General features: G+C 68.5%; 21 protein-coding genes. 15 read left to right on the top strand and 6 right to left on the bottom strand.

Annotated elements, in window-relative coordinates:
• Nucleotides 1–17 precede the first annotated feature (17 nt).
• Nucleotides 18–1,760, top strand: coding sequence for a proline--tRNA ligase (locus IEY07_RS13775; RefSeq protein ID WP_188895950.1), 1,743 nt, complete (start codon nucleotides 18–20; stop codon nucleotides 1,758–1,760).
• A gap of 37 nt (nucleotides 1,761–1,797) precedes the next feature.
• On the opposite strand, the gene IEY07_RS13770 is transcribed toward IEY07_RS13775, so the two are convergent.
• A complete protein-coding gene (locus IEY07_RS13770; protein WP_229670089.1) occupies nucleotides 1,798–2,973 on the bottom strand; it encodes a DUF4439 domain-containing protein in 1,176 nt (391 codons plus the stop codon).
• 191 nt (nucleotides 2,974–3,164) lie between these two features.
• Here IEY07_RS13770 and rimP point away from each other — a divergent pair, with 191 nt between their 5' ends.
• Both rimP and nusA read left to right on the top strand, forming a co-directional pair.
• Nucleotides 3,165–3,671 carry a ribosome maturation factor RimP gene (rimP, locus tag IEY07_RS13765; protein WP_188895948.1) on the top strand — a complete coding sequence of 169 codons (507 nt, stop codon included), beginning with the start codon at nucleotides 3,165–3,167 and terminating at the stop codon, nucleotides 3,669–3,671.
• A gap of 1 nt (nucleotide 3,672) precedes the next feature.
• On the top strand, nucleotides 3,673–4,662 hold the full coding sequence (nusA, locus tag IEY07_RS13760; protein WP_188895947.1) for a transcription termination factor NusA: 990 nt from the start codon (nucleotides 3,673–3,675) through the stop codon (nucleotides 4,660–4,662).
• A gap of 102 nt (nucleotides 4,663–4,764) precedes the next feature.
• On the opposite strand, the gene IEY07_RS13755 is transcribed toward nusA, so the two are convergent.
• Nucleotides 4,765–5,004: a putative endonuclease domain-containing protein gene (locus IEY07_RS13755; protein ID WP_188895946.1), complete on the bottom strand. Its 240-nt coding sequence runs from the start codon at nucleotides 5,002–5,004 to the stop codon at nucleotides 4,765–4,767.
• A gap of 18 nt (nucleotides 5,005–5,022) precedes the next feature.
• Nucleotides 5,023–5,685, bottom strand: coding sequence for a hypothetical protein (locus tag IEY07_RS13750; RefSeq protein ID WP_188895945.1), 663 nt, complete (start codon nucleotides 5,683–5,685; stop codon nucleotides 5,023–5,025).
• Nucleotides 5,686–5,923: 238 nt separating this feature from the next.
• Here IEY07_RS13750 and IEY07_RS13745 point away from each other — a divergent pair, with 238 nt between their 5' ends.
• From IEY07_RS13745 to IEY07_RS13720, 6 genes are all read left to right on the top strand, one after another.
• On the top strand, nucleotides 5,924–6,187 hold the full coding sequence (locus IEY07_RS13745) for a YlxR family protein (RefSeq protein ID WP_188895944.1): 264 nt from the start codon (nucleotides 5,924–5,926) through the stop codon (nucleotides 6,185–6,187).
• A gap of 240 nt (nucleotides 6,188–6,427) precedes the next feature.
• On the top strand, nucleotides 6,428–9,526 hold the full coding sequence (gene infB, locus IEY07_RS13740; protein WP_188895943.1) for a translation initiation factor IF-2: 3,099 nt from the start codon (nucleotides 6,428–6,430) through the stop codon (nucleotides 9,524–9,526).
• A 97-nt stretch (nucleotides 9,527–9,623) separates the two neighbouring features.
• Nucleotides 9,624–10,439, top strand: coding sequence for a hypothetical protein (locus IEY07_RS13735; RefSeq protein ID WP_188895942.1), 816 nt, complete (start codon nucleotides 9,624–9,626; stop codon nucleotides 10,437–10,439).
• Nucleotides 10,440–10,466: 27 nt separating this feature from the next.
• On the top strand, nucleotides 10,467–10,940 hold the full coding sequence (gene rbfA / locus IEY07_RS13730; RefSeq protein ID WP_188895941.1) for a 30S ribosome-binding factor RbfA: 474 nt from the start codon (nucleotides 10,467–10,469) through the stop codon (nucleotides 10,938–10,940).
• Nucleotides 10,924–11,874, top strand: coding sequence for a tRNA pseudouridine(55) synthase TruB (truB, locus tag IEY07_RS13725; RefSeq protein ID WP_188895940.1), 951 nt, complete (start codon nucleotides 10,924–10,926; stop codon nucleotides 11,872–11,874). Before rbfA ends, truB begins: the two co-directional genes overlap by 17 nt.
• Before the next feature lie 13 nt (nucleotides 11,875–11,887).
• Nucleotides 11,888–12,790, top strand: coding sequence for a bifunctional riboflavin kinase/FAD synthetase (locus IEY07_RS13720; protein ID WP_188895939.1), 903 nt, complete (start codon nucleotides 11,888–11,890; stop codon nucleotides 12,788–12,790).
• Here IEY07_RS13720 and IEY07_RS13715 read toward each other — a convergent pair.
• Together IEY07_RS13715 and IEY07_RS13710 are read right to left on the bottom strand one after the other, a co-directional pair.
• Nucleotides 12,787–13,278, bottom strand: coding sequence for a DUF2127 domain-containing protein (locus IEY07_RS13715; RefSeq protein WP_188895938.1), 492 nt, complete (start codon nucleotides 13,276–13,278; stop codon nucleotides 12,787–12,789). The genes IEY07_RS13720 and IEY07_RS13715 overlap by 4 nt on opposite strands.
• A gap of 78 nt (nucleotides 13,279–13,356) precedes the next feature.
• A complete protein-coding gene (locus IEY07_RS13710; RefSeq protein WP_188895937.1) occupies nucleotides 13,357–14,289 on the bottom strand; it encodes a 1-phosphofructokinase family hexose kinase in 933 nt (310 codons plus the stop codon).
• Nucleotides 14,290–14,336: 47 nt separating this feature from the next.
• Here IEY07_RS13710 and IEY07_RS13705 point away from each other — a divergent pair, with 47 nt between their 5' ends.
• The 6 genes from IEY07_RS13705 to IEY07_RS13680 all read left to right on the top strand — a co-directional run bounded on the left by IEY07_RS13705 (nucleotide 14,337) and on the right by IEY07_RS13680 (nucleotide 20,943).
• Nucleotides 14,337–14,870 (top strand): GNAT family N-acetyltransferase, encoded by a 534-nt coding sequence (locus IEY07_RS13705; RefSeq protein WP_188895936.1) that lies wholly within the window; start codon nucleotides 14,337–14,339, stop codon nucleotides 14,868–14,870.
• Between the two features lie 307 nt (nucleotides 14,871–15,177).
• Entirely contained in the window at nucleotides 15,178–15,441 is a 264-nt protein-coding gene (gene rpsO / locus IEY07_RS13700) for a 30S ribosomal protein S15 (protein ID WP_188896077.1), read from the top strand.
• A 362-nt stretch (nucleotides 15,442–15,803) separates the two neighbouring features.
• Entirely contained in the window at nucleotides 15,804–18,026 is a 2,223-nt protein-coding gene (locus IEY07_RS13695) for a polyribonucleotide nucleotidyltransferase (protein ID WP_188895935.1), read from the top strand.
• A complete protein-coding gene (locus IEY07_RS13690; protein WP_188895934.1) occupies nucleotides 18,026–19,345 on the top strand; it encodes a M16 family metallopeptidase in 1,320 nt (439 codons plus the stop codon). Before IEY07_RS13695 ends, IEY07_RS13690 begins: the two co-directional genes overlap by 1 nt.
• 31 nt (nucleotides 19,346–19,376) lie before the next feature.
• Nucleotides 19,377–20,114 carry a 4-hydroxy-tetrahydrodipicolinate reductase gene (dapB, locus tag IEY07_RS13685; RefSeq protein WP_188895933.1) on the top strand — a complete coding sequence of 246 codons (738 nt, stop codon included), beginning with the start codon at nucleotides 19,377–19,379 and terminating at the stop codon, nucleotides 20,112–20,114.
• Nucleotides 20,115–20,124: 10 nt separating this feature from the next.
• Nucleotides 20,125–20,943: an LmeA family phospholipid-binding protein gene (locus tag IEY07_RS13680; protein WP_188895932.1), complete on the top strand. Its 819-nt coding sequence runs from the start codon at nucleotides 20,125–20,127 to the stop codon at nucleotides 20,941–20,943.
• Here the strand turns inward: IEY07_RS13680 and IEY07_RS13675 are convergent.
• The gene (locus IEY07_RS13675; protein WP_229670087.1) at nucleotides 20,927–21,529 is read right to left on the bottom strand and encodes a GNAT family N-acetyltransferase; all 603 of its coding nucleotides are present in this window, start codon (nucleotides 21,527–21,529) and stop codon (nucleotides 20,927–20,929) included. The genes IEY07_RS13680 and IEY07_RS13675 overlap by 17 nt on opposite strands.
• Nucleotides 21,530–21,754: the final 225 nt, after the last annotated feature.

The following is a 21,754-nucleotide window of genomic DNA, read 5'->3' as shown; positions in this document are numbered from 1 at the left end:
AGTCAGTGATTACCCGCATGACGGAGCTGTTCGTCCGGACCCTTCGGGAAGATCCGGCCGACGCGGAGGTGCCCAGCCATCGCTGGCTGGTTCGGGCCGGCTACATCCGCCGCACCGCTCCGGGGGTCTACTCGTGGCTGCCGCTGGGCTACAAGGTGCTGCGCAACGTCGAGCGGATCGTCCGCGAGGAGATGGATCCGATCAGCCAGGAGATCCTGCTGCCGGCGCTGCTCCCGCGCGAGCCGTACGAGGCCACCGGGCGATGGGACGAGTACGGACCCAACATCTTTCGGATCAAGGACCGGCGGGGCAGCGACTACCTGCTCGGGCCGACCCATGAGGAGATCTTCACCCTGCTGGTGAAGGAGATGTGCTCCTCCTACAAGGACCTGCCGCTGGCGCTCTACCAGATCCAGACCAAGTACCGCGACGAAGCCCGTCCGCGGGCAGGGCTGCTGCGCGGCCGCGAGTTCGTGATGAAGGACTCCTACACCTTCGACATCGACGACGAGGGGCTGGAGAAGCAGTACCAGGCTCATCGGGACGCTTACATCCGGATCTTCGACCGGCTCGGTTTCGAGTACGCGATCGTGCGCGCGATGTCGGGCGCGATGGGCGGTTCGGCGAGTGAGGAATTCCTGGCGATCGGCGATAGTGGCGAGGACACCTTCGTCCGCTCGCCGGGCGGCTACGCCGCCAACGTCGAGGCGGTCAGCACCGCGATCCCGGAGCCGCTGCCGTACGACGACGCCCCGGCCGCACATGTCGAGGACACGCCGAACACGCCGACCATCGAGACCCTGGTCGCGGTCGCCAACGAGAAGCACCCGCGTGCGGATCGCCCGTGGCAGGCCTCCGACACGTTGAAGAACGTGCTGCTGATGGTCGTGCACCCGGACGGCACCAAGGAGCCGCTGGCGATCGGCCTGCCCGGCGACCGCGAGGTGGACATGAAGCGGCTCGGCGCTCAGCTCGATCCGGCCGAGGCGGAACCGTTCGGCGAGGACGATTTCAAAGATCATCCGGGCCTGGTCAAGGGCTATATCGGCCCGCAGGCGCTCGGCCTGGAGTCGTCGACCAAGATCAGATACCTGGTCGATCCGCGGGTGGTCACCGGGACCCGCTGGGTGACCGGCGCCAACGAGCCCGGGCGGCACGTTTTCGATCTTGTCGCCGGACGCGATTTCACCCCCGACGGCACGATCGAGGCGGCCGAGGTCAAGGAGGGCGACCCGGCACCGGACGGCTCCGGACCGCTGCACCTGGCCCGCGGCATGGAGATGGGCCACATCTTCCAGCTGGGCCGCAAGTACGCCGACGCCCTCGGCCTGAAGGTCCTTGACCAGAACGGCAAGCTCGTCACCGTCACGATGGGTTCGTACGGAATCGGGGTCTCCCGTGCGGTTGCCGCGGTCGCCGAGAACACCAGTGACGACAAGGGACTTGCCTGGCCCCGTGAGCTGGCGCCGTACGACGTCCAGCTGGTGGTCGCCGGCAAGGGTGACGAGGCGATCACTGCGGCCAACGACCTGGCCTCCCGGCTGCACGAGATGGGCGTCTCGGTGCTGCTCGACGATCGCAAGGCCACTCCCGGCGTCAAATTCGCCGATGCCGAACTGATCGGGATGCCGACGATCGTGGTGGTCGGACGCGGTCTGGCCGACGGCGTGATCGAGGTGCGCGACCGCCGCTCGGGCGAGCGGCAGGATGTTCCGGTCGCCGAGGTGACCGATCGGATCCTGGCAGCGGTCCGCGGCTGAAGGCCGGGTCCGTGATCAGGTGGTGATCAGGTGGTGATCAGGTGGTCGGGTAGCCCGGCCAGACGATGATCCGGGGCGACCAGTCCTGCACGCGCTCGGCGGTGTCGGTCAGATACCGCAGCACGCCGGGGCGGGCGCTCGGTTCGGCGACCGCCAGCCACTGTCCGAAGTAGGGCAGCACCGCGGTCTCCATGAGACCGATCAGCTTGCCGGCGCTCGACGAGCTCTTCGGTTGGACCGGCAGCCGGTAGCCGGCGTGCGACGCCGGGACGGTGACCTTGTGCGCGGTGAGTTCGGCGGCCAGCTGGTCCCTGAGCGCCCGGTAGTCGGCGAGCCGGTCCTGGGCCCGGTCGGCGCGGGATCCCGAAAGCGCCGCGATCGCTGCCTGGTAGCCGAAGATGATCGCGTCGCATTGGGCGATCAGGTGCTGGATCGCGACGTCCGCGTCGTCGGGGAGCTCGACGTCGGCCCGGTGGCCGCCGGCCAGTGAGCCTCCCGGGTCCGCGCCGGACCGGCAGGCGGCGCCGTAACCGGCCGCCGCCGTCGCCAGCGATCCCCACAACAGGGCGAGTTGATCGTGCCGGTTGTCCGGGCCGTCGGGGTCGGCGGCCGAGGCGGCATAGACCTTCGACGCCGTCGTCTCGAGTTTGCTCAGCTTCTCCAGGGTCGACGACACACTGTGCCCGAGCGCGGCAGGGGCCGACGATGAACCGTCGCCCGGGGTCGCGCTGCCCGTCGCAGTCGGTGTCGTGGGCGCCGTCGGTGTCGTGGGCGCCGTCGGTGTCGTGGGCGCCGTCGGTGCGCTGCTCGTGGACGCCGACGTCAGGATGACTGTGGGGTCTGCTTGCCGCAGGACCGTCACGTGGATCAGGTGGGCGTTGCGGAGTCGGTGCAGCAGATCATGGTCGGCGGTCGAGAGCTTCGTGGCGAAGTGCTGCAGGGCCGCGGTGGCGAAGGTGGCGAGCTCCTGCTCCCGCGCGGCGGCGTCGTCGGTTCCGGGGAGCGGTGTCGGCGTCGGCGGTTGCACGCTCGGCGCCGAGGATCCCGAGCGTCCCGGCGGATTCGCGCCGCCGGACGTACATCCCGTCAGACCGAGCCCGGCAGCGGCGGCGAGGGCCAGGAACGCCCGGCGACCGGTCGTCCGGGACTGGGCCGCCGCCGGTGCCAGGAAGTTGTCGAAGGGCATCCGGCCGCACCGTTCGATCCCGGTCACCTCCGACCCGTCACCCCCGGACCCTGCACCTTCGAGCTCGTCGCATTTTGTTGCGGCACGAGAGTATCCCACTGTGCGATGATGACCAGCACACAACCGCACGACACAACCGGATCGAAGGACGACAGCGTGATGCATCTGCAGGTGGTCTTGGCCGCCCGGCCCGGGTTTGAGATGGGTCGTGCGCTGCGATGAAGGCTGAGCAGATCGCCGCGGTCGTCGAGCCGGTGATCGCCCAGTTCGGGCTCGATCTCGATGCGGTGGAGATCAAACCGGCGGGTCGGCGCAGCGTCGTCCGGGTGGTCGTCGACGGTGACGGTCCGGACGGCACCGGACCCTCCCTCGACGACATCGCCGAGGCGACCAAGGCGGTTTCCGGTGCACTCGACTCGTCGGAGGAGACCGGCGCGGGGCCGTACACGCTGGAGGTCACCTCGCGCGGGGTGAGCCGCCCCCTGACTCTGCCGCGACACTGGCGGCACAATGTGGGCCGGTTGGTCACGGTGACATTGACCGAGGGCGATCCGGTGACCGGCAGGATCATTGAGTCCGACGACGAGAAGGTCAGCCTGGACGTCGACGGGACGGCGCGACCGATCACGTACTCAGAGATCCGCAAGGCGCTGGTCCAGGTCGAGCTCAATCGGCCCAAATCCAACGGACCTGGGCGCAACGACCCGGCGGGAAGGGAGAACTGACATGGACATCGACATCTCCGTACTACGGCTGATGGAGCGCGAGAAGGATGTCCCCTTCGAGCTGCTGGTGAACGCGATCGAGGAAGCGTTGATGTCGGCGTACGAGAAGACGCCGAACGCCGTGCCCGGCTCGCGCGTGGAACTCAACCGCAAGTCCGGTCACGTGCGGGTGCTGGCGCCCGAGCTGGACGCCGAGGGCAACAAGATCGGCGAATACGACAACACCCCTGAGGGCTTCGGCCGGGTGGCCGCCTCGACCGCGCGCCAGGTGATCTTCCAGCGGCTGCGCGATGCCGAGGACGAGCAGAAGTACGGTCAGTTCTCCGGCGTCGAGGGCGACATCGTCTCCGGCGTCGTCCAGCAGGGACACGATCCGCGTACGGTGCTGGTCGACCTGGGCAGGATCGAGGCGATCATGCCGCAGGCCGAGCAGGTGCCGGGGGAGACCTACCGGCACGGGGCGCGGATCAAGGTGTACGTGGTATCGGTCCGCAAGGAGACCCGCGGGCCCCAGGTGGTCGTCTCGCGGACGCATCCGGCGCTGGTCGAGCGACTCTTCAAGCTCGAGGTGCCCGAGATCGCCGACGGCACCGTCGAGATCAAGGCGGTGGCCCGGGAAGCCGGGCACCGGAGCAAGATCGCGGTGGTCAGCAACGATCCGAACGTGAGCGCGAAGGGTGCCTGCATCGGGCCGATGGGGCAGCGGGTCCGGGCGGTGATGCACGAGCTCAACGAGGAGAAGATCGACATCATCGACTACTCCGACGACCCCGCCACCTTCGTCGGCCAGGCGCTGAGTCCGGCCAAGGTCTCGTCGGTGACGGTCGTCGACGAACGCGCCCGCGCCGCCCGCGTCGTGGTCCCGGACTACCAGCTGTCGCTGGCCATCGGCCGGGAGGGCCAGAACGCCCGGCTCGCCGCGCGGCTGACCGGTTGGCGGATCGACATCCGCTCCGACACCGCCCCGGCCGAGCCCGCCGCCGACGACTGAGCCACGTCGCCCGCCCGAAAGTCGTGACAACTCGAGTTTGCGGTCGCGTACGGCTTGATCGGGGCGTGGAAGTCGTGACAACTCGACTTCGACGCGGCCCGGTCAGTTTTGCTCCGGGAAGTAGCGGCGCCACTCCTCGCGGAACGTCGGGCGAAGTCCCTTGGCACCACGGTCGACGAGGCCTCGGTAGATCCGCTCGAGCGTCGCGGACGGGGTCTTGTAGAGGTCGCCCGAAATGAAGATGAGCATTCTCAGATCGCGGCGATCGAGTTCCTCGCGGCGCAGCAGGTCGTGCTTGCGCTGCTGCGCGTCGGTGGCGTGCTGATCGCCGTCGTACTCCACGATCAACCGGTATGCCTCTTACCAGAGATCGAACCGGAATTCGTACCGGCCGTCGGCGGTCCAGAGGATCAGATTGACCTTCGGCTCCGGCAGTCCGGCGAGGACGATCAGCATGAGCAGCCGCGATTCCATCGGCGAGTCAACACCGTCGCGTACGTACCCGGCCGCGCGCCGGGCCATCCGCACGCGGTAGCCGCGGGATGACTCGGCGGCATCGACGAGCTGCTGCGGCGTTGTTCGGTTCTTCCTGACAAGGCTGTCTCCGAGTACCACCAACTCGACGAGGTTCGCACCTGCGGCGGCGATCTCCAGGAAACACTGCTCTGGCGTGGAGATCGGGATGCCGGCGAAGCGGATCGTGGTCGTGCTCTCGGAGGCGAGATGGACCATCAGTCCTCGCTTGACGCTGCGGCCGGTCTTGGTCCGGCGGCTGACGTGCGTGTCCGCCGAAGGCGGAGGTACGGCACCGTAGGGCAACGCGGCGGTGTGATGACTGGCGAAGCCGTCGGGCGCGGCGAGTCGCAGCGCTGCCCGGGCCCGGGTCCGGACGTCGGGAGCGAGACCGGCACCGGCGTAGATGCCACGGAATAACCGTTGGTATTGCGGTCCGGCGAGCCTGTCGGGGGTCAGTCCGGCTTTGATCGCCTCGGTCCGGCTGAACGGCGGAGTCGTACGGTCCATGTCCGAAGCGTGCGGGATTCCGTCTCCCCGCAGGGCGCGCTATCCACAGGCGCTACGTTCGTACGATCCGCCCGGCCCGCCGGCAAAGTCGAGTTGTCGCGACTTCCGGGCGGGAAATCGGCCGGATCGGGCCGCGAAACTCGTGTTGTCACGACTTTCGAGGCCTGACGGTCGGGAGGTCGAGTTCTGGCCGAAGTCGCAGTCGAAACAAGTTGGACCAGGCGGATAGGCTGAGTCCGTGGAACCGGTTCGTACCTGTCTTGGGTGTCGCGGCCGGGACAACAAGGCTGATCTGATCCGACTCGTCCGCAGCGACGGGGGCATCGCGGTGGACGGCCGGCAATCGGCACCGGGCCGGGGTGGCTATCTGCACCCCCGTCAGAGCTGCTGGGAACAGGCGCTCCGGAAACGGGCACTGAACCGGGCGCTCGGCGCCGTCGCCGACCGTGAGTTGCTGCTGAGCCGATTGACTGCGGTCGCCGCGAAGGCCGGGGCCGCTTAGGCGAAACGCGCCGGGGTTGGATAGAGTTCTCAACTGAATCCGCGCGCCTCGGCCTGTCCGGGGCGCGCAGTGAAGTACGCCGGGCAACGACCGTTGCCCGGGTCTGGAACCAGAAGGTGGGCTAACGCTCATGACCACTCGATGAGTACTGCTCAATGAGCACGCACAACAACTAACTGGTCCAAGACACCACCCGCGTCCGTGGGCGGTGACCGACTTGGACCGCACTGAGGGAGAGTAGTGGCAAAGGTCCGAGTCTATGAGCTCGCGAAGGAGCTCGGAGTCACCAGCAAGGACGTTCTGACAACGCTGAAAGACATGGGCGAATTCGTCCGGTCGGCTTCGTCGACCGTTGAAGCGCCCGTCGAACGCCGCCTCAAGGAGAGGCTGGCGAACGAGCCGATCAAGAAGGGCGGCCGACGCGCCGCCAAGAAGGCGGCACCTGCCGCCCCCGCCGCCGTGCCGGCACCAATCGAGACCAACGGGAGCGGCACCAACGGTTCGGCGCAGTCGGCGGCCGAGACCGCAAGCGCGCAGCCCGAGACATCCGCCCGCCCGACCGCACCGCGGCCTGGCCCGGCTGCCGCTCCGGCGACTCGTACGTCGTCGGCCCACCCAGCCGAAACCCCGGCGCCCACGGCTGCTGCACCGACGCCGGAGACCACCCAGGCTCCGGCGCCGCGGACACCGGCCGACGACACCGGGTCGGCCGCTGCGTCGTCGACCGATGCGCCGGCAGCTCCGGCCGAGGGCACTCCGTCCGCCGCGCCGCGCCGCCCGACCCCGGGTCCGCGGCCGGGACCTCGTCCCGCTGGCCCGCGCTCTGGAGAGGGCGATGGCCGTTCGCGCGACGGACGGTCCAATGACTTCCGCCCGAGCGAGCGGCAGAACGAATTCCGGCAGGGCGATTCCCGGCCTGGCGACCCGCGTGGTCCGCGTCGCGATTCCCGTGACAGTTCTCCGCGTCCGGCTGGTCCCCGTCCCGGCCCGCGTCCGGGTTCGACCGGTGGCCTGCCCAGCGGCGGCGGTCAGCGGCCGCGTACGTCGGGTCCGCGTCCTGGCAACAATCCGTTCTCCTCCTCCCAGGGCATGGGCACCTCCCGTCCGGCACGTCCGGAGGGCGCGCCGCGCCCGGGTATCCCGCGTCCGCCGGCAGGTCGTGGCGGTCAGGGCGGTCCGGGTGGACCCCGCCCGGCCGGCGGTGCTCCGGGCATGCCGCGCCCGAACCCGGCGATGATGCCCCGGCAGAGCAACAGCCAGCTCGGCGGTCCGACCGGCACCCGTGGCCGTGGTGGTCCCGGCGGCGGTACCCGTGGCCGTGGTGGTCCCGGTGCCGGCGGTCGTGGGCCCGGTGGCGGTCCCGGCGGTGGCGGTGGCGCACCGGCAGGTCGTGGCGGTCGTGGTGGCCGTGGCGGCACCCAGGGCGCCTTCGGTCGCCCGGGCGGTCCGTCGCGTCGTGGCCGCAAGTCCAAGAAGCAGCGGCGTCAAGAGTTCAACGAGATGGAGGCGCCGTCGCTGGGCGGTGCACGCGTACCCAAGGGCGACGGACAGATCATCCGGCTGGCCCGTGGCGCCTCACTGACCGATCTGGCGGAGAAGATCAACGCCGATCCGGCAGCACTGGTGCAGGCGCTCTTCTTCCTCGGCGAGATGGTCACCGCGACCCAGTCGGTCGCCGACGACACGTTGCAGGTGCTGGGCACTGAGCTCAACTACGACATCCAGGTCGTCTCGCCCGAGGACGAGGACCGGGAGCTGCTGGAGAGCTTCGACATCGAGTTCGGCGAGAACGAGGGCGGCGACGACGATCTCGCCCCGCGCCCGCCGGTGGTCACCGTCATGGGTCACGTCGACCATGGCAAGACCAAGCTGTTGGACGCGCTGCGCAAGACCAACGTGGTCGCCGGTGAGGCGGGTGGCATCACCCAGAGCATCGGCGCCTACCAGGTCGCGACCGAGGTCGACGATCAGGAACGCAAGATCACCTTCATCGACACCCCGGGTCACGAGGCGTTCACCGCCATGCGTGCCCGTGGTGCCAAGTCGACCGACATCGCCGTTCTGGTGGTTGCGGCCGATGACGGTGTGATGCCGCAGACGATCGAGGCCCTGAACCACGCGACGGCAGCCGATCTGCCGGTCGTGGTCGCGGTCAACAAGATCGACAAGGAAGGCGCCGACCCGACCAAGGTGCGCGGTCAGCTGACCGAGTACGGCCTGGTGCCCGAGGAGTACGGCGGCGACACGATCTTCGTCGACGTCTCCGCGATCACCGGCCAGGGTCTGGACGACCTGCTCGAGGCGATCGTGCTGACCGCCGACGCGGCACTGGATCTGCGGGCCAACCCGGAGATGGACGCCCAGGGTGTTGCCATCGAGGCGCACCTGGACAAGGGCCGCGGCCCGGTGGCCACGGTCCTGGTCCAGCGCGGCACCTTGCACGTCGGTGACTCGATCGTCGCCGGCCCGGCCCACGGCCGGGTCCGCGCGCTGCTCAACGACACCGGCGAGACCGTCGACGAGGCTCCGCCCTCGATGCCGGTCCAGGTGCTCGGCTTGACTGCCGTTCCCGGCGCCGGCGACAGCTTCATCGTCGTCGACGACGACCGTACGGCCCGCCAGATCGCCGACCGGCGTGAGGCACGGGCCCGGATGGCCGCTCAGGCTGCCGGCGCTCGGCGCAAGACGCTGGATCAGCTGTTCGAGCAGCTGGAGAAGGGCGAGACCCAGGAACTGCTGCTCATCCTCAAGGGCGACAGCTCCGGTTCGGTCGAGGCTCTGGAGGACGCGCTGACCAAGATCGACGTCGGCGACGAGGTCTCGCTGCGGGTCATCGACCGCGGTGTCGGTGCCATCACCGAGACCAATGTCAGCCTGGCGGCCGCCTCCAACGCGGTGATCATCGGCTACAACGTCCGAGCCCAGGGCAAGGCCACGGAGATGGCCGACCGTCAGGGTGTCGACATCCGGTACTACTCGGTGATCTACGCGGCGATCGACGAGATCGAGGCTGCTCTGAAGGGCATGCTGAAGCCGATCTACGAGGAGGCCCAGCTCGGTACGGCCGAGATCCGCGACATCTTCCGGTCCTCCCGGGCCGGCGTCATCGCGGGTTGTATGGTCACCGGCGGCATCATGCGGCGCAACGCCAAGGCACGGTTGCTCCGCGATGGTGTGGTCATCGCCGACACGTCGATCAACTCGCTTCGGCGGGAGAAGGACGATGTCACCGAGGTCCGCGAGGGTTTCGAGTGCGGTCTGACGTTGGGCAACTACTCCGACATCAAGGTCGGGGACGTTGTCGAGACGTACGAGATGCGCGAGAAGCCGCGGGACTGACCCGCATCCGGTCGCAGGACCGGGAAACGGCTGGTCCGGATCGGATTGGCCGGGATCGGATTGATCAGGATCGGATTGAACGGATCGGAGTAGGTGAGTGGCTCGACTTCGGTGCTCGGTTCGAGTTCCGGGTATCGACGTCGAGCGGCTCATCGACGCGGTCCCGATCCTGATCGCCCGCTGCCGGACGGTCGACTTCTCCGACGGTGGCGTGGCAACGGTCGACGGCCGTCGGCACCCGGAGCTGCGCCTGGTCGGCGGGGTCGCGGGCCAGGTCGGTGCGACGTACGAGCTCGATCCTGACGCCGAGGGTGCCGCCGACATGCCGGCAGCGGTCGAGATCCGCGACGGCGGCCCGTTCCGTTTCACGGTCACCTCCGATCAGAGCAGCCTGCTGAGGGCCGAGGTGTTCGGTACGGATCCCGGCCGCAGTACCGGAACCATCCGGTCCTCCGGCTGGGTGCAACTGGACGGGCCGGATGCTCCACAGTCGGCGTCAATGGCGGCCGAGGTGGGCATGCCGTCCGGTATGCCGGCGATCTTCGGCCGGTCGGTGCGGCTCGAGGCCGGCATCAGATTGCACGACTTCTGGTTCTCCGAACCACAGGCCCGGTTCTCGGCACGCTCCGCGGCGGTCAAGGTCGGCGGAACGTTCCGGGTCGAACAGTCGACCGTCGAGAGCTGGCTGATCCAGGTGGATCTCCGGGTGCGCCCGCGGGGCCTCCTGCTGGTGCCCGGCGTACTGCTGCCGTTGTTCCGGAGTCGCTTGGAACGGGCACTGTCCACCCAGCCCAGCAAGGCGATGTCGGAGATCGCCGAAGAATTGCAGGATGAGTTCGAACCGGGTGACGGCCCGGAACAGGTCGCAGACCAGATCTGGGCCGACCTGACCGAGCCGGTGCCCCGGGACTAGACAGACAGGACTAGGGAAAGGTCCGCTATGCCATCGCCACGTGTGCTGAAACTCGCAGATCAGATCAAGACGATCGTTGCCGAGATGCTGCACAACCGGATCAAGGATCCGCGACTGGGGTTCGTCACGATCACCGACGTACGGCTGACCGGCGACACCCGGGAGGCGACGATCTTCTACACCGTGCTCGGGGAGACTGGGTCGATCGATGGGGGGGACTGGGCCGGTACCGCAGCCGCGCTGGAGTCGGCCACCGGTCTGCTCCGCTCCACGGTCGGCAAGCGGCTGGGGCTGCGATTCGCCCCGACGCTGGCGTTCGTACCGGATGCGGTGCCGGAGACGGCCCGGCAGCTGGACGAGCTGATCGCCGCGGCGAAGGCGCGCGACGACGAGGTGGCCAAGCGCCGCGAAGGTGCCAGCTATGCAGGGGAGGCCGACCCGTACAAGCACGACGAGCCGGACGAGGACGGATCCGACGCACCCGATGGCAAAGAAGGCTGACCCGCCGCCCTCCGGCATCCTGGTCGTCGACAAGCCGGCCGGTCTGACCTCCCATCAGGTGGTCGGCCGGATCCGGCGGATCGCCGGCACCCGCAAGGTCGGCCATGCAGGCACTCTGGATCCGATGGCGACCGGGGTGCTGGTGATCGGCATCGAGCGGGCTACCCGGCTGCTGGGGTACCTGACGCTCAACGAGAAGCAGTACCGGGCCACGATCCGGCTCGGGGTCAGTACGGTGACCGATGATGCCGAGGGTGAGATCACCCGTGCGAACGGTGCTGTCGGAGTCGAGGAATCCCTGCTGGCACAAGAGATCCGTGCCCTCACCGGTGAGATCCGGCAGGTGCCGTCGGCAGTCTCGGCGATCAAGATCAACGGCGTCCGGTCCTACGCCAGGGTCCGGTCCGGCGAGGCGGTCGAGTTGGCCGCGCGGCCGGTCACCGTGAGCCGTTTCGACCTGCTCGGCCGCCATGATCATCTAGTCGTCGGCCCGGACGACGGCAGCGTCCCGGTCGTCGACCTCGATGTCGACGTGACCTGTTCGTCCGGGACCTACATCCGGGCGCTGGCCCGCGACCTCGGCGCCGCTCTCGGCACGGGCGGACATCTGACCAGCCTGCGGCGGACCCGCTCGGGGGTCTTCGCGGTCGGGCAGGCGGCAACGCTGGAGCAGTTGGCGGACGATTCGTCCTTCGATAAGCCCAGGACACCGGGAGTGGCCGGCAGCCTGATCGGCATCGGCACCGTGGCGCGTGAGCTCTTCCCGATCCGCGAGCTCGACGACCAGCTGACGGCCTGGGTGCGCAGCGGCCGGCGACTGCCCGGGATGCGGCTGGACGGCCTGACAGCGCTGCTGGCCGGCGACGGCGAATTCCTCGCGCTGTACCGCCCGGACGGTGGCGACGCCGTACCGGAGGCGGTCTTCGTCTCGTGATTAACTTGCGACCATGAGCACTGCCCGGGTCGTCGTGATCGGCAACTTCGACGGCGTCCACCGCGGGCACCAGCAACTCATCTCGGCAGCCCGGGCGGCAGCCGGTGAGGGCACGGTGATCGCAGTGACCTTCTGGCCGCACCCGATGTCGGTGATCCGACCCGACCGGACGCCGCTGCTGCTCACCACCCTCGACGAACGCGAGAACCTATTGCACGCGTCCGGAGTTGACGAGGTCGTCGTGGTCAACTTCACCGATGAGGTGGCGTCCTGGGCGCCGGAGCACTTCGTCGACGAGGTGCTGCGCCCGCTGCACCCGGATCTGATCATGGTCGGGGAGAATTTCCGCTTCGGCTTCCGGGCGGCGGGAGACGTCAGCCTGTTGACCCGACTTGGCAAGGAAGACGACAGCTTCGCGGTCAGTCCGGTGTCGCTGTCCAGTGCCGCCGGTCAGCCGGACTCGTCGACCACGATCCGGGCGGCCATCGCCGCCGGCGACGTCGAGCAGGCCTGCCGGCTCCTGGATCGCCCGTTCCGCGTGCGGGGCGTGGTGATCAAGGGCGCCCAGCGCGGGCGGGAGATGGGTTTCCCGACGGCCAACGTGCCGGTTCCCGAGGGGATGGCGGTTCCGTCCGACGGCGTCTATGCCGGCTGGCTGACCTGCCTGGACCACCCGGACGCTGAGCGCTGGCCGGCCGCCATCTCGGTCGGCAGTAACCCGACCTTCGTCGGGGAGAACCGGCGGGTGGAGACCTACGTACTCGATCGGACCGATCTGGAGCTGTACGGGATCGAGATCGCGGTCGACTTCGAGCACCGGTTGCGCGGGCAGGTCAAGTACGAAGGCATGGAAGCGCTGATCGATCAGATGCACCGCGACATCGACCGCGCCAGGACCCTGCTGATCGGCGGCTAGTCGGTCGGCGCTCGGCGCTGCTTCTGTACCCGGTACTCCCTCCACGTCAGCAGCACAACGATGATGTCGAAGATCGTCAGCAGGATCAGGCTGATGCGCGGCTCGATCACGATCTCGTACGCCTGATAGGCGATGAAGGCGATCAGTGCGACCAGCATCCACGGGTAGGCCCAGAACCTGTTGCGCAGCAGGGCCGCGACCAGGACGACCTTGATCACGCCGTGGGCGAGCAGATAGATCGCGACGAACAGCAGGCTGTGGACGTCGAGACGGTGGGCGGCGGCGACCAGGTGCGTGGCGACGAAGTCCCGCGGATCCTCCCGCAGTTCGCCTCGGGTCAGCACGACGACGATCCGGTTGACCGTCCGGGGGCGGACGAACAGCAGGAACAGACCGGCGATCAACTCGCCCAGTCCGTCCAGACCTTTGAGGATGATGCTGATCGCGAACAGGCGGTCGAGCCAGTTCTGCGGCCGGAACACCGACACCCGTCACCCCGCTGTCCTCTCGCTGTTATCGCCGCCTAACGGTGGTTACATGCCGAGAGTAACGGGTATGCGAGCAGATCAAAGGCTGCGTACGGTGCAGCGGTCGGCGACCTCGCGTGCGGTCTCCGGATCGAGATTGCCCGGGCCCGGCAGGAGAGCGTTGGCCGTGCCACAGCCGGTCGCCAGCCGCAGAGCCGTTGCCGGGCTCGCGCCGATGTCGGTCGCTGCCAGCCAGCCGCCGAGGAATGCGTCCCCGCTGCCGACCGGGTAGCGGCCGTTGAGCGCTTCCGGGAGGCTGATCAGATGAGTCGCGCCGTCGGCCGCCCGGCCGACCGCACCAGCCCGGCCGTCGGTGATGATCACCTGGCCGCCGGTCCGCTCGCCGATGACCGCGGCCAATGCCTCGAGGTCGGCACTGTCGGCATCCACGCCGACCAGCTCGGCGGCCTCGTAGCGATTGATCTTGACCAGATCCGGTGCCCGATCGACCGCGGCGGCCAGCACCGGACCGTGGGTGTCGACCGCGACCTTCAGTCCGGACTGGTGCGACATCTCCACGACCTGGGCGTACGCCGAGTCGTCCAGTCCCTGGGGCGCGCTGCCGTTGATCACCAGCCAGCCGGGACGGGACGCGATCATGCCCGCCAGCCGGGTCCGGAAGGCCGACCACACCTCGGGCGGAATTTCGGGGGCGTACGGGTAGAACTCGGTCAGCCCGTCCTGGTCGGCGCCCGCGACCGAGACGCAGACCCGGGTCTCGCCGGGGGAGCCGACCGATCGGATGCCGATTCCGGCCTTGACCAGCTCCTGCTCGATGTAGTCCCCGGTCGCGCCGCCGAGGACGGCGACTGCCGCTACATCCGCTCCCAGCGTGGCCGCGGCGCGGGCCAGGTTGAGCGACTTGCCACCGGCCACCCGGACGGCCGCCGGGCGGTGGATGGCCCCCAGCTTGAGATGGTCGACCAGATACATCAGGTCGACGGAGGGGCTCAGAGCGGCGACCGTGATCACACCGGGGAGCATAACGAGGTTGCGGCAGTGTCCTAAGGTCACGTGGCGTGGACCGTAGTGTGGAGGTAGTCATCCGTGAGCCGACCGCCGAGGACGCCGACGGTCTGGGGGCGGCGCATGTCGCCGCCTGGCAGATCGGCTACCGGGGCCTGATGCCGAGCGGATATCTCAGCCGGCTGGACGCCGGGGCCAGGGCCGAGCGGTGGCGGCGGACCATCGTCGAGGGCGGATCGGATGCGACGACGCTGGTGGCGATGGTGGATGACCGGATCGCGGGCTTCACCTCGTACGGTCCGCCGCGCGACGACGTCGACGACGGCTGGGGCGAGCTGTGGGCGCTCAACATCCATCCCGACTTCTGGCGGCGGGGGATCGGCACGGCGCTGTTCTCGGCTGCAACCAACGGACTGGTCGGGCTCGGGTACTCCCACGCCTACCTGTGGGTCCTGCGGGGCAACGACCGCGCGATCGCCTTCTACCGCCGGCAGGGCTGGCAGCCGGACGGGGAGGTCAAGATCGACGACCAGCGGGATTTCACCCCACCGCTGGTCGAGCTGCGCTGTTCCACCGCGCTGGTGTGACGCCGGGACAGAGCCGTACGGAATCGGCGACGCACGGCAGTTCGTACGGCTCTTGCTTCACGCTGGCGCGCCCGCTTCCCGGGCAACGGAAGCAAGGGCACGGAACTGAAGCGAGGGCGTCGGAGGCGGCACCGAGCGCCCGGGCGCGACGATTGGGACGGATCGCAACCCGCTGGTAACCTTGGGACGCCGTTTGATCGGCCGCGGAAGCCCAAGAGCTCCCAGCCACACCGAGTGACAGCGGGTGAAGAGATTCTCACCCATCCGGGAGCGCCGCGCAACGGATTCGAAGGGAGAGCTAGTGTCGATCGACGCTGCCGAGAAGAAGAAGATCATCGACGAGTACGCGACCACTGAGGGCGACACCGGTTCCCCGGAAGTCCAGGTCGCACTGCTCAGCAAGCGGATCGCCCACCTGACCGAGCACCTCAAGGAGCACCGTCACGACCACCACAGCCGTCGTGGTCTGATGCTCCTGGTGGGCCAGAGGCGCCGACTGCTGAACTACATCGCCAAGAACGACATCCAGCGCTACCGGTCCCTGATCGAGCGCCTGGGTCTGCGGCGCTGAATCGATAAGAGCGGTCCTCCGAGGCAAGGGGGGCCGCTCTTCTCGTAGGTCCCGGGTGTCAGGTTGGCGATTCACCCGGGTTGGCCTGGATAATCGGCCGTAGCACAACTGAACACAGAGCAATTAGAGAATGATTGCCCCCACGCTTTGCCCTTCAACGGGCTCAGGGTCCGATGGATCCGGTAGTCCCGGTCCTCGGTAGTGGTTTTCGGGAAGACACTGCGCACCGGCGCGGCGGACAGGCCCGCGGACCTCGATCGAAGACCGGCCTCCAGTACAGACCTGGACCGAGATCGCCTCTCGGACTGTGATCCCGGGACCCTGTGAGTGTGGGTGCGATCGCACACACGAGAGGAGTCCCCGTGGAGGGACCAGGTATTGAATTCTCCGAGGCCGTCATCGACAACGGTGCCCTCGGAAATCACGTCATCCGTTTCGAGTCCGGTCGGCTTGCCCAGCAGGCCGCCGGATCGGCAGCGGTTTACATCGACGGCGACACCATGTTGTTGTCGGCGACCACCGCGCAGTCAAAGCCGCGCGATGCCATCGACTTCTTCCCCCTGACGATCGACGTCGAGGAGAAGATGTACGCCGCGGGCAAGATCCCCGGCTCGTTCTTCCGTCGCGAGGGTCGCCCCTCGGAGTCGGCGATCCTGACCTGCCGGCTGGTCGACCGCCCGCTGCGCCCGCTGTTCGTCAAGGGCCTGCGCAACGAGGTCCAGGTCGTCATCACGGTGCTGGCGCTGAACCCGGACAAGCTGTACGACGTCGTCGCGATCAACGCGGCCTCGATGTCCACCCAGCTGGCGGGGCTGCCGTTCTCCGGCCCGGTGGCCGGTGTGCGGGTCGCGCTGATCGGTGACCAGTGGGTCGCCTTCCCCGATGAGTCGCAGCTGGTCGACGCCGCCTTCGACATGGTCGTCGCCGGCCGGGTGCTGCCCGACGGTGACGTGGCCATCGCGATGGTCGAGGCCGAGTCGACCGAGCAGACCTGGGATCTGGTCCAGGCCGGCCGGACCGCGCCGACCGAGGAGGTCGTCGCTCAGGGTCTGGAGGCCGCCAAGCCCTTCATCAAGGTGCTCTGCGACGCCCAGGCCGAGCTGGCCGCGAAATTCCCCAAGGAGACCGCGCAGTTCCCGATCTTCCGCGACTACGAGGACGACGTCTTCGCCGCCGTCGAGGCGCAGGCCTCGGCCGAGCTGGACCGGATCACCCAGATTGCCGGCAAGGCCGCCCGCAACGACGCCATCGCCGAGTACAAGGCGATCGTCAAGGCCGAGCTCGAGCCGCAGTTCCCGGGTCGGGACAAGGAGATCTCCGGGGCCTTCAGCGCGCTGACCAAGAAGATCGTCCGCAAGCGGGTGCTGACCGACAAGGTCCGCATCGACGGCCGCGGCCTGGCTGACATCCGTACGCTGTCGGCCGAGGTCGGCATCGTGCCGCGGGTGCACGGTTCGGCGCTCTTCCAGCGCGGCGAGACCCAGATCCTCGGCATCTCCACGCTGAACATGCTGGGCATGGAGCAGAGGCTGGACAATCTTGGTCCGGACAAGACCAAGCGCTACATGCACAACTACAACATGCCGCCGTTCTCCACCGGTGAGACCGGCCGGGTCGGTTCGCCGAAGCGGCGCGAGGTCGGTCACGGTGCGCTCGCCGAGCGGGCCATCGTGCCGGTGCTGCCGACGCGCGAGGAGTTCCCGTACGCGATCCGTCAGGTCTCCGAGGCCCTCGGTTCCAACGGTTCGACCTCGATGGGCTCGGTCTGCGCCTCCACCCTTGGGCTGCTCAATGCGGGTGTCCCGCTGAAGGCGCCGGTGGCCGGTATCGCGATGGGCCTGATGAGTGAAGAGGTCGACGGCAAGACCCATTACGTCACGCTCACCGACATCCTCGGTGACGAGGACGCCATGGGCGACATGGATTTCAAGGTCGCCGGCACCCCGGACTTCGTGACCGCGCTGCAGTTGGACACCAAGCTCGACGGCATTCCCGCCGACGTGCTGGCGGCCGCTCTGAAGCAGGCCAAGGACGCCCGGCTGACGATCCTCGAGGTAATGGCCGAGGCCATCGATCAGCCCGACGAGATGAGCCTGTACGCACCGCGGATCATCACCCTGAAGATCCCGGTCGACAAGATCGGCGAGGTCATCGGCCCCAAGGGCAAGGTGATCAACCAGATCCAGGACGACACCGGCGCCCAGATCACGATCGAGGACGACGGCACCATCTACGTCGGCGCCGAGGCCGGTTCGGCCGCGGAGCAGGCCCGGTCCATGATCAACGCCATCGCCAACCCGACGATGCCGGAGAAGGGCGAGCGCTACCTCGGTACGGTCGTCAAGACCACCAACTTCGGTGCGTTCGTGTCGCTGCTGCCCGGCAAGGACGGCCTGCTGCACATTTCCAAGCTGCGTCCGCTGGCTGGTGGCAAACGGGTCGAGGCGGTCGAGGACGTGGTCAGCGTCGGCCAGAAGATCCAGGTCGAGATCTCCGAGATCGACGACCGGGGCAAGCTGTCGCTGGTCCCGGTGATCGAAGAGGCTGCCGAGGGCGAGAAGGAGCCGGCACCCGCCGAGGCCTGATGGCTCGCCAACCTGGTCCGACGAGCAAGGCTGGTTCGAGGGCCGCTCGGCAGTACCTCGGCGGAGATGTCCGCCGCACGGTGCTGCTGAACGGCCTCCGTGTCGTCACCGAGCGGATGCCGCACAGCCACACCTTCAGCGTCGGCTTCTTCGCGGGAGTCGGCTCGGCGGACGAGACGGAGAAGATCAACGGCTCGTCGCATTTCCTGGAGCATGTGCTCTTCAAGGGCACCCGGCGTCGCAATCCGGAGGAGATCTCGGCGGCGATCGAGTCGGTCGGCGGCGAGCTGAACGCGTACACCACCAAGGAACACACCTGCTTCTACGCCCGGGTGCTGGCGGAGAACAGTGATCTCGCCGTCGACGTGCTGTCGGACATGATCACCTCGTCGGTGATCAGGACGACCGATGTGCAGGCCGAGCGTGCGGTGATCCTCGACGAGATCGCCATGCACGGCGACGACCCGGTCGAGTCGGTGCAGGAGATGGTCTCGGACCACCTGTTGCCGCATCCCGGTCTCGGGCTGCCGGTGATCGGCACCGAGGAGAGCATCAACGCGCTGTCCAGGCAGCAGATCGTCCGGCACTGGCGCCGCAGCTACCACCCAGGCTCCATCGTGGTCGCGGCCGCCGGCCAGGTCGACCATGATCATCTGGTCGAGCAGCTGGCGGCGATCGGTGATTTCGGTGATCCGGCAGCGCGGCGTCGGGTCCGTGCCGGCGGCTTCGGCGAGGCCGGTCCGCAGGTGATCGCCGATCGCCGGCCGTTCGAGCAGAGCACGGTGTCGCTGGCCTACCGCGGCCCGGGCATCTTCGAGGCCGAGCGGTTCCCGATCGGGCTGCTGTCGGTGATCCTGGGTGGCGGCATGTCGTCCCGGCTGTTCGTCGAGGTCCGTGAGCGTCGCGGATTGGCCTACGGGATCGAAGCAGGGGAGACCAGCTACACCGACCACGGCCTGTGGAGCGTCGACTGGCAGTCCGCGCCGGACAAGGTCGAGGAGATCCTCGAACTCGTACGCCATGAGCTGGCCGGGATCGCCGAAGACGGCGTGACCGAAGAGGAGCTGGTCCGCGCCAAGGGGCAGATGCGCGGCCAGACGGTGCTGTCGTACGAGGGTCCGCAGAGCCGGATGAGCCGGCTCGGCACCGCCGAGCTGATCGGCGACACCCGGACCGTGCTGCAGCTGCTGGACGAATACGACCGAATCACCAGCGACGACATCGGCAAGGTCGCGGCGGACCTGCTCAGCCGGCCACCGGTGCTGGCCCTGGTCGGTCCGCGCCGACCGTCCAGGCGGCTGGAGAAGTTGATCAACTGAAGCACCCGGGCGCAGCGCTAGGGTTGCCGGTGTGATCAAGGTTGCGGTTTTCGGAGCACACGGCCGGATGGGATCTCAGACCGTACGGGCGGTGGCCGCTGCCGACGGGCTCGAGCTGGTGGCGACCATCGGATCGGGCGACGACCGCGAAGCGGCAGCGACTGCCGACGTGGTCGTGGACTTTACCCGGCCGGACGTCGTCCTGGACAACCTGCACTGGTGCATCGAGCATCAGCTCCATGCGGTGGTCGGCACAACCGGCCTGACCGAGGAGCGGCTGGACGATCTCGGCAGGCGACTGGAGGGGACCGGTCTGGGCATCGTGGTCGCGGCGAACTTCTCGATCGGCGCGGTCCTGACGATGCGGTTCGCCGAACAGGCCGCCCGCTTCTACGAGAGCGTCGAGATCGTCGAGTTGCACCACCCCAACAAGGTCGACGCGCCATCCGGGACCGCGACTGCGACCGCTGCGCGGGTCTCGCTGGCCCGGCTCGAGTCCGGTCTCGGACCGGTGCCGGACGCGACCGTGCAGCAGATCGATGGTGCCCGCGGTGCCGTGGTCGACGGGATCCACGTCCACGGTGTACGCCTGCGGGGTCTGGTCGCCCACCAGGAGGTGCTGCTCGGCTCCGAGGGCGAGACCCTGACGATCCGCCACGACTCGCTGGACCGGGCATCGTTCATGCCCGGCGTGGTCGCCGCCGTCCGGGCGGTCGGGGAGCGCCCCGGGCTGACCATCGGCATCGAGGACATCCTCGGCCTGGGATGAGCCGAATCCGATGACCACGGGACCCGGATACCCGGACTTCGAACCACCACGGACTTCGCAGGTGCCGCCGGTCGGGCAGTCGGCGTACGACGTGCGACCGGTCGGGCCGGATGGTGGCGGTCGGCCGCTGGGCGCTCCACCGGCGTCCCCGCGTCGGACCCTGGCAGTCGTGCTCGTCACCGTGCTGGCCGGGCTCGCGCTGGTCGTCGCCGCGGACCGGATGGCTCCCCGGATCGTCGGCGACCGGCTGGCGGCCACGGTCCAGACCGCGCTCGACCTGGACCAACGTCCGGTCGTCCGGCTGGCGGGTTTCCCGTTCCTGACCCAGGTCGCAAGCCGCCACTACCGGAAGATCTCGATCACCGCGCGGGATGTACCGGTGCCGAACACGGGCCATCGGCTGCAGATCGCCGAGCTGGACGCAACACTTGCCGATGTCCGGCCCAACCTCACCTACAGCAGCTTCGGCGTCGGCGACCTGACCGGTTCCGCGACGATCGACTACGCCACCGTGTCCACAGTGGTCGGCATCCCGGTCTCCTACGAGCGCAGCACGCCCGACGGCTTCATCACCCTGCAACTGGGCAGCGTCACCGCGGTCACCGGAAAGCCGACCCTCGACCGCAGTGGTGTGCTCTACCTGGACCAGGCGTCGTACAGCGTCGACGGTCGGCGCACCTCCGGCGACCTCATGGACCGGCTGTTCGGCGACTTCTTCCGGGTGCCATTGCCGCCGCTGGCATCCGGGCTCGAGTGGAGCGGTGCCCGCGCCGACTCCCGGGGAATCGTGCTGGGTGTCAGCGGCACCGACGTCACGCTGACGCGCTGATCGGCTCGCTGATGTCGGTGTGCAGGCGGACCTGCTTGATCCGGTAACTGCCGTCCTCGGTGCCGATCTCGCGATGGGCGCCGTCCGGCTGCCAGCCGGCCGCGGTCAGAAACGTCCGGGTGACGTCGTCGGTCGTGTCCAGCCACCAGCGCGCCCGCGTGAAGCCGTCGGCGCGCAAGGTGTCCGCGGTGGCGTTGAGCAGCCGGGAGCCGTGTCCCTGGCGCTGCGCCGGCCGGTCGACGACGAATTCCCCGACTGCTCCGTCGGTGCCGGGGTCGGCATCGGCGTCGTCGCTGGGCACCGTGGTCGCGAAACCGACCACCCGGGCGGCGCCTGAGCCGGTGCCTTCTGCGTCGGCCTGGCTGGTACCCAGAGCGACCAGGACCCGGAACCGTGCCTCCGGCGGGCGGGTGATCGCCGCCGACCAGATCTCGGTCATCTCGTCCAGCGTCGTGTCGGTGAGCATCCGGTCGGCGATCGGCGCCGGCAGCCGGTCGGCCCAGCTGCGCCGCTGGATCGCGGCGATGTCAGCCGCCTCGGACGCGAGGGCCAGGCGTACGGAGTCGGCGATCGGATGCTCGGTCACGGCGTGATGGTACGTGACGGGCGCGGGAGCACCAGCAGCGGTGAGCATGAAGAAAGTCCGCGACCGCCTGCTCGGGGGTTCAGGTAGTCGCGGACTTATTCTTAATCATTGCGGATGGGGGTGCCGCAGTTACACGTTCTATGTTGTGAGTTAGCTCACATTCTTCGACATCGTCTACCGGCAGGAACAGCCCGCGGGATCGGTGCCGCAGGCGCGAGCGGATAA

It is taken from the genome of Microlunatus endophyticus (assembly GCF_014646195.1).
In the GTDB taxonomy this organism is placed as follows: Bacteria; Actinomycetota; Actinomycetes; order Propionibacteriales; family Propionibacteriaceae; genus Microlunatus; species Microlunatus endophyticus.
The sequence above is the reverse complement of the archived record's forward strand: the minus strand, read 5'-3'. Positions and strand labels throughout refer to the sequence as shown.

Coding starts and splice junctions, on each gene's coding strand:
- IEY07_RS13775 (WP_188895950.1), top strand. CDS start 18: ATGACGGAGCTGTTCGTCCGGACCCTTCGGGAAGATCCGGCCGACGCG.
- rimP (WP_188895948.1), top strand. CDS start 3,165: ATGAAGGCTGAGCAGATCGCCGCGGTCGTCGAGCCGGTGATCGCCCAG.
- nusA (WP_188895947.1), top strand. CDS start 3,673: ATGGACATCGACATCTCCGTACTACGGCTGATGGAGCGCGAGAAGGAT.
- IEY07_RS13750 (WP_188895945.1), bottom strand. CDS start 5,685: ATGGACCGTACGACTCCGCCGTTCAGCCGGACCGAGGCGATCAAAGCC.
- rbfA (WP_188895941.1), top strand. CDS start 10,467: ATGCCATCGCCACGTGTGCTGAAACTCGCAGATCAGATCAAGACGATC.
- truB (WP_188895940.1), top strand. CDS start 10,924: ATGGCAAAGAAGGCTGACCCGCCGCCCTCCGGCATCCTGGTCGTCGAC.
- IEY07_RS13720 (WP_188895939.1), top strand. CDS start 11,888: ATGAGCACTGCCCGGGTCGTCGTGATCGGCAACTTCGACGGCGTCCAC.
- IEY07_RS13690 (WP_188895934.1), top strand. CDS start 18,026: ATGGCTCGCCAACCTGGTCCGACGAGCAAGGCTGGTTCGAGGGCCGCT.
- IEY07_RS13680 (WP_188895932.1), top strand. CDS start 20,125: ATGACCACGGGACCCGGATACCCGGACTTCGAACCACCACGGACTTCG.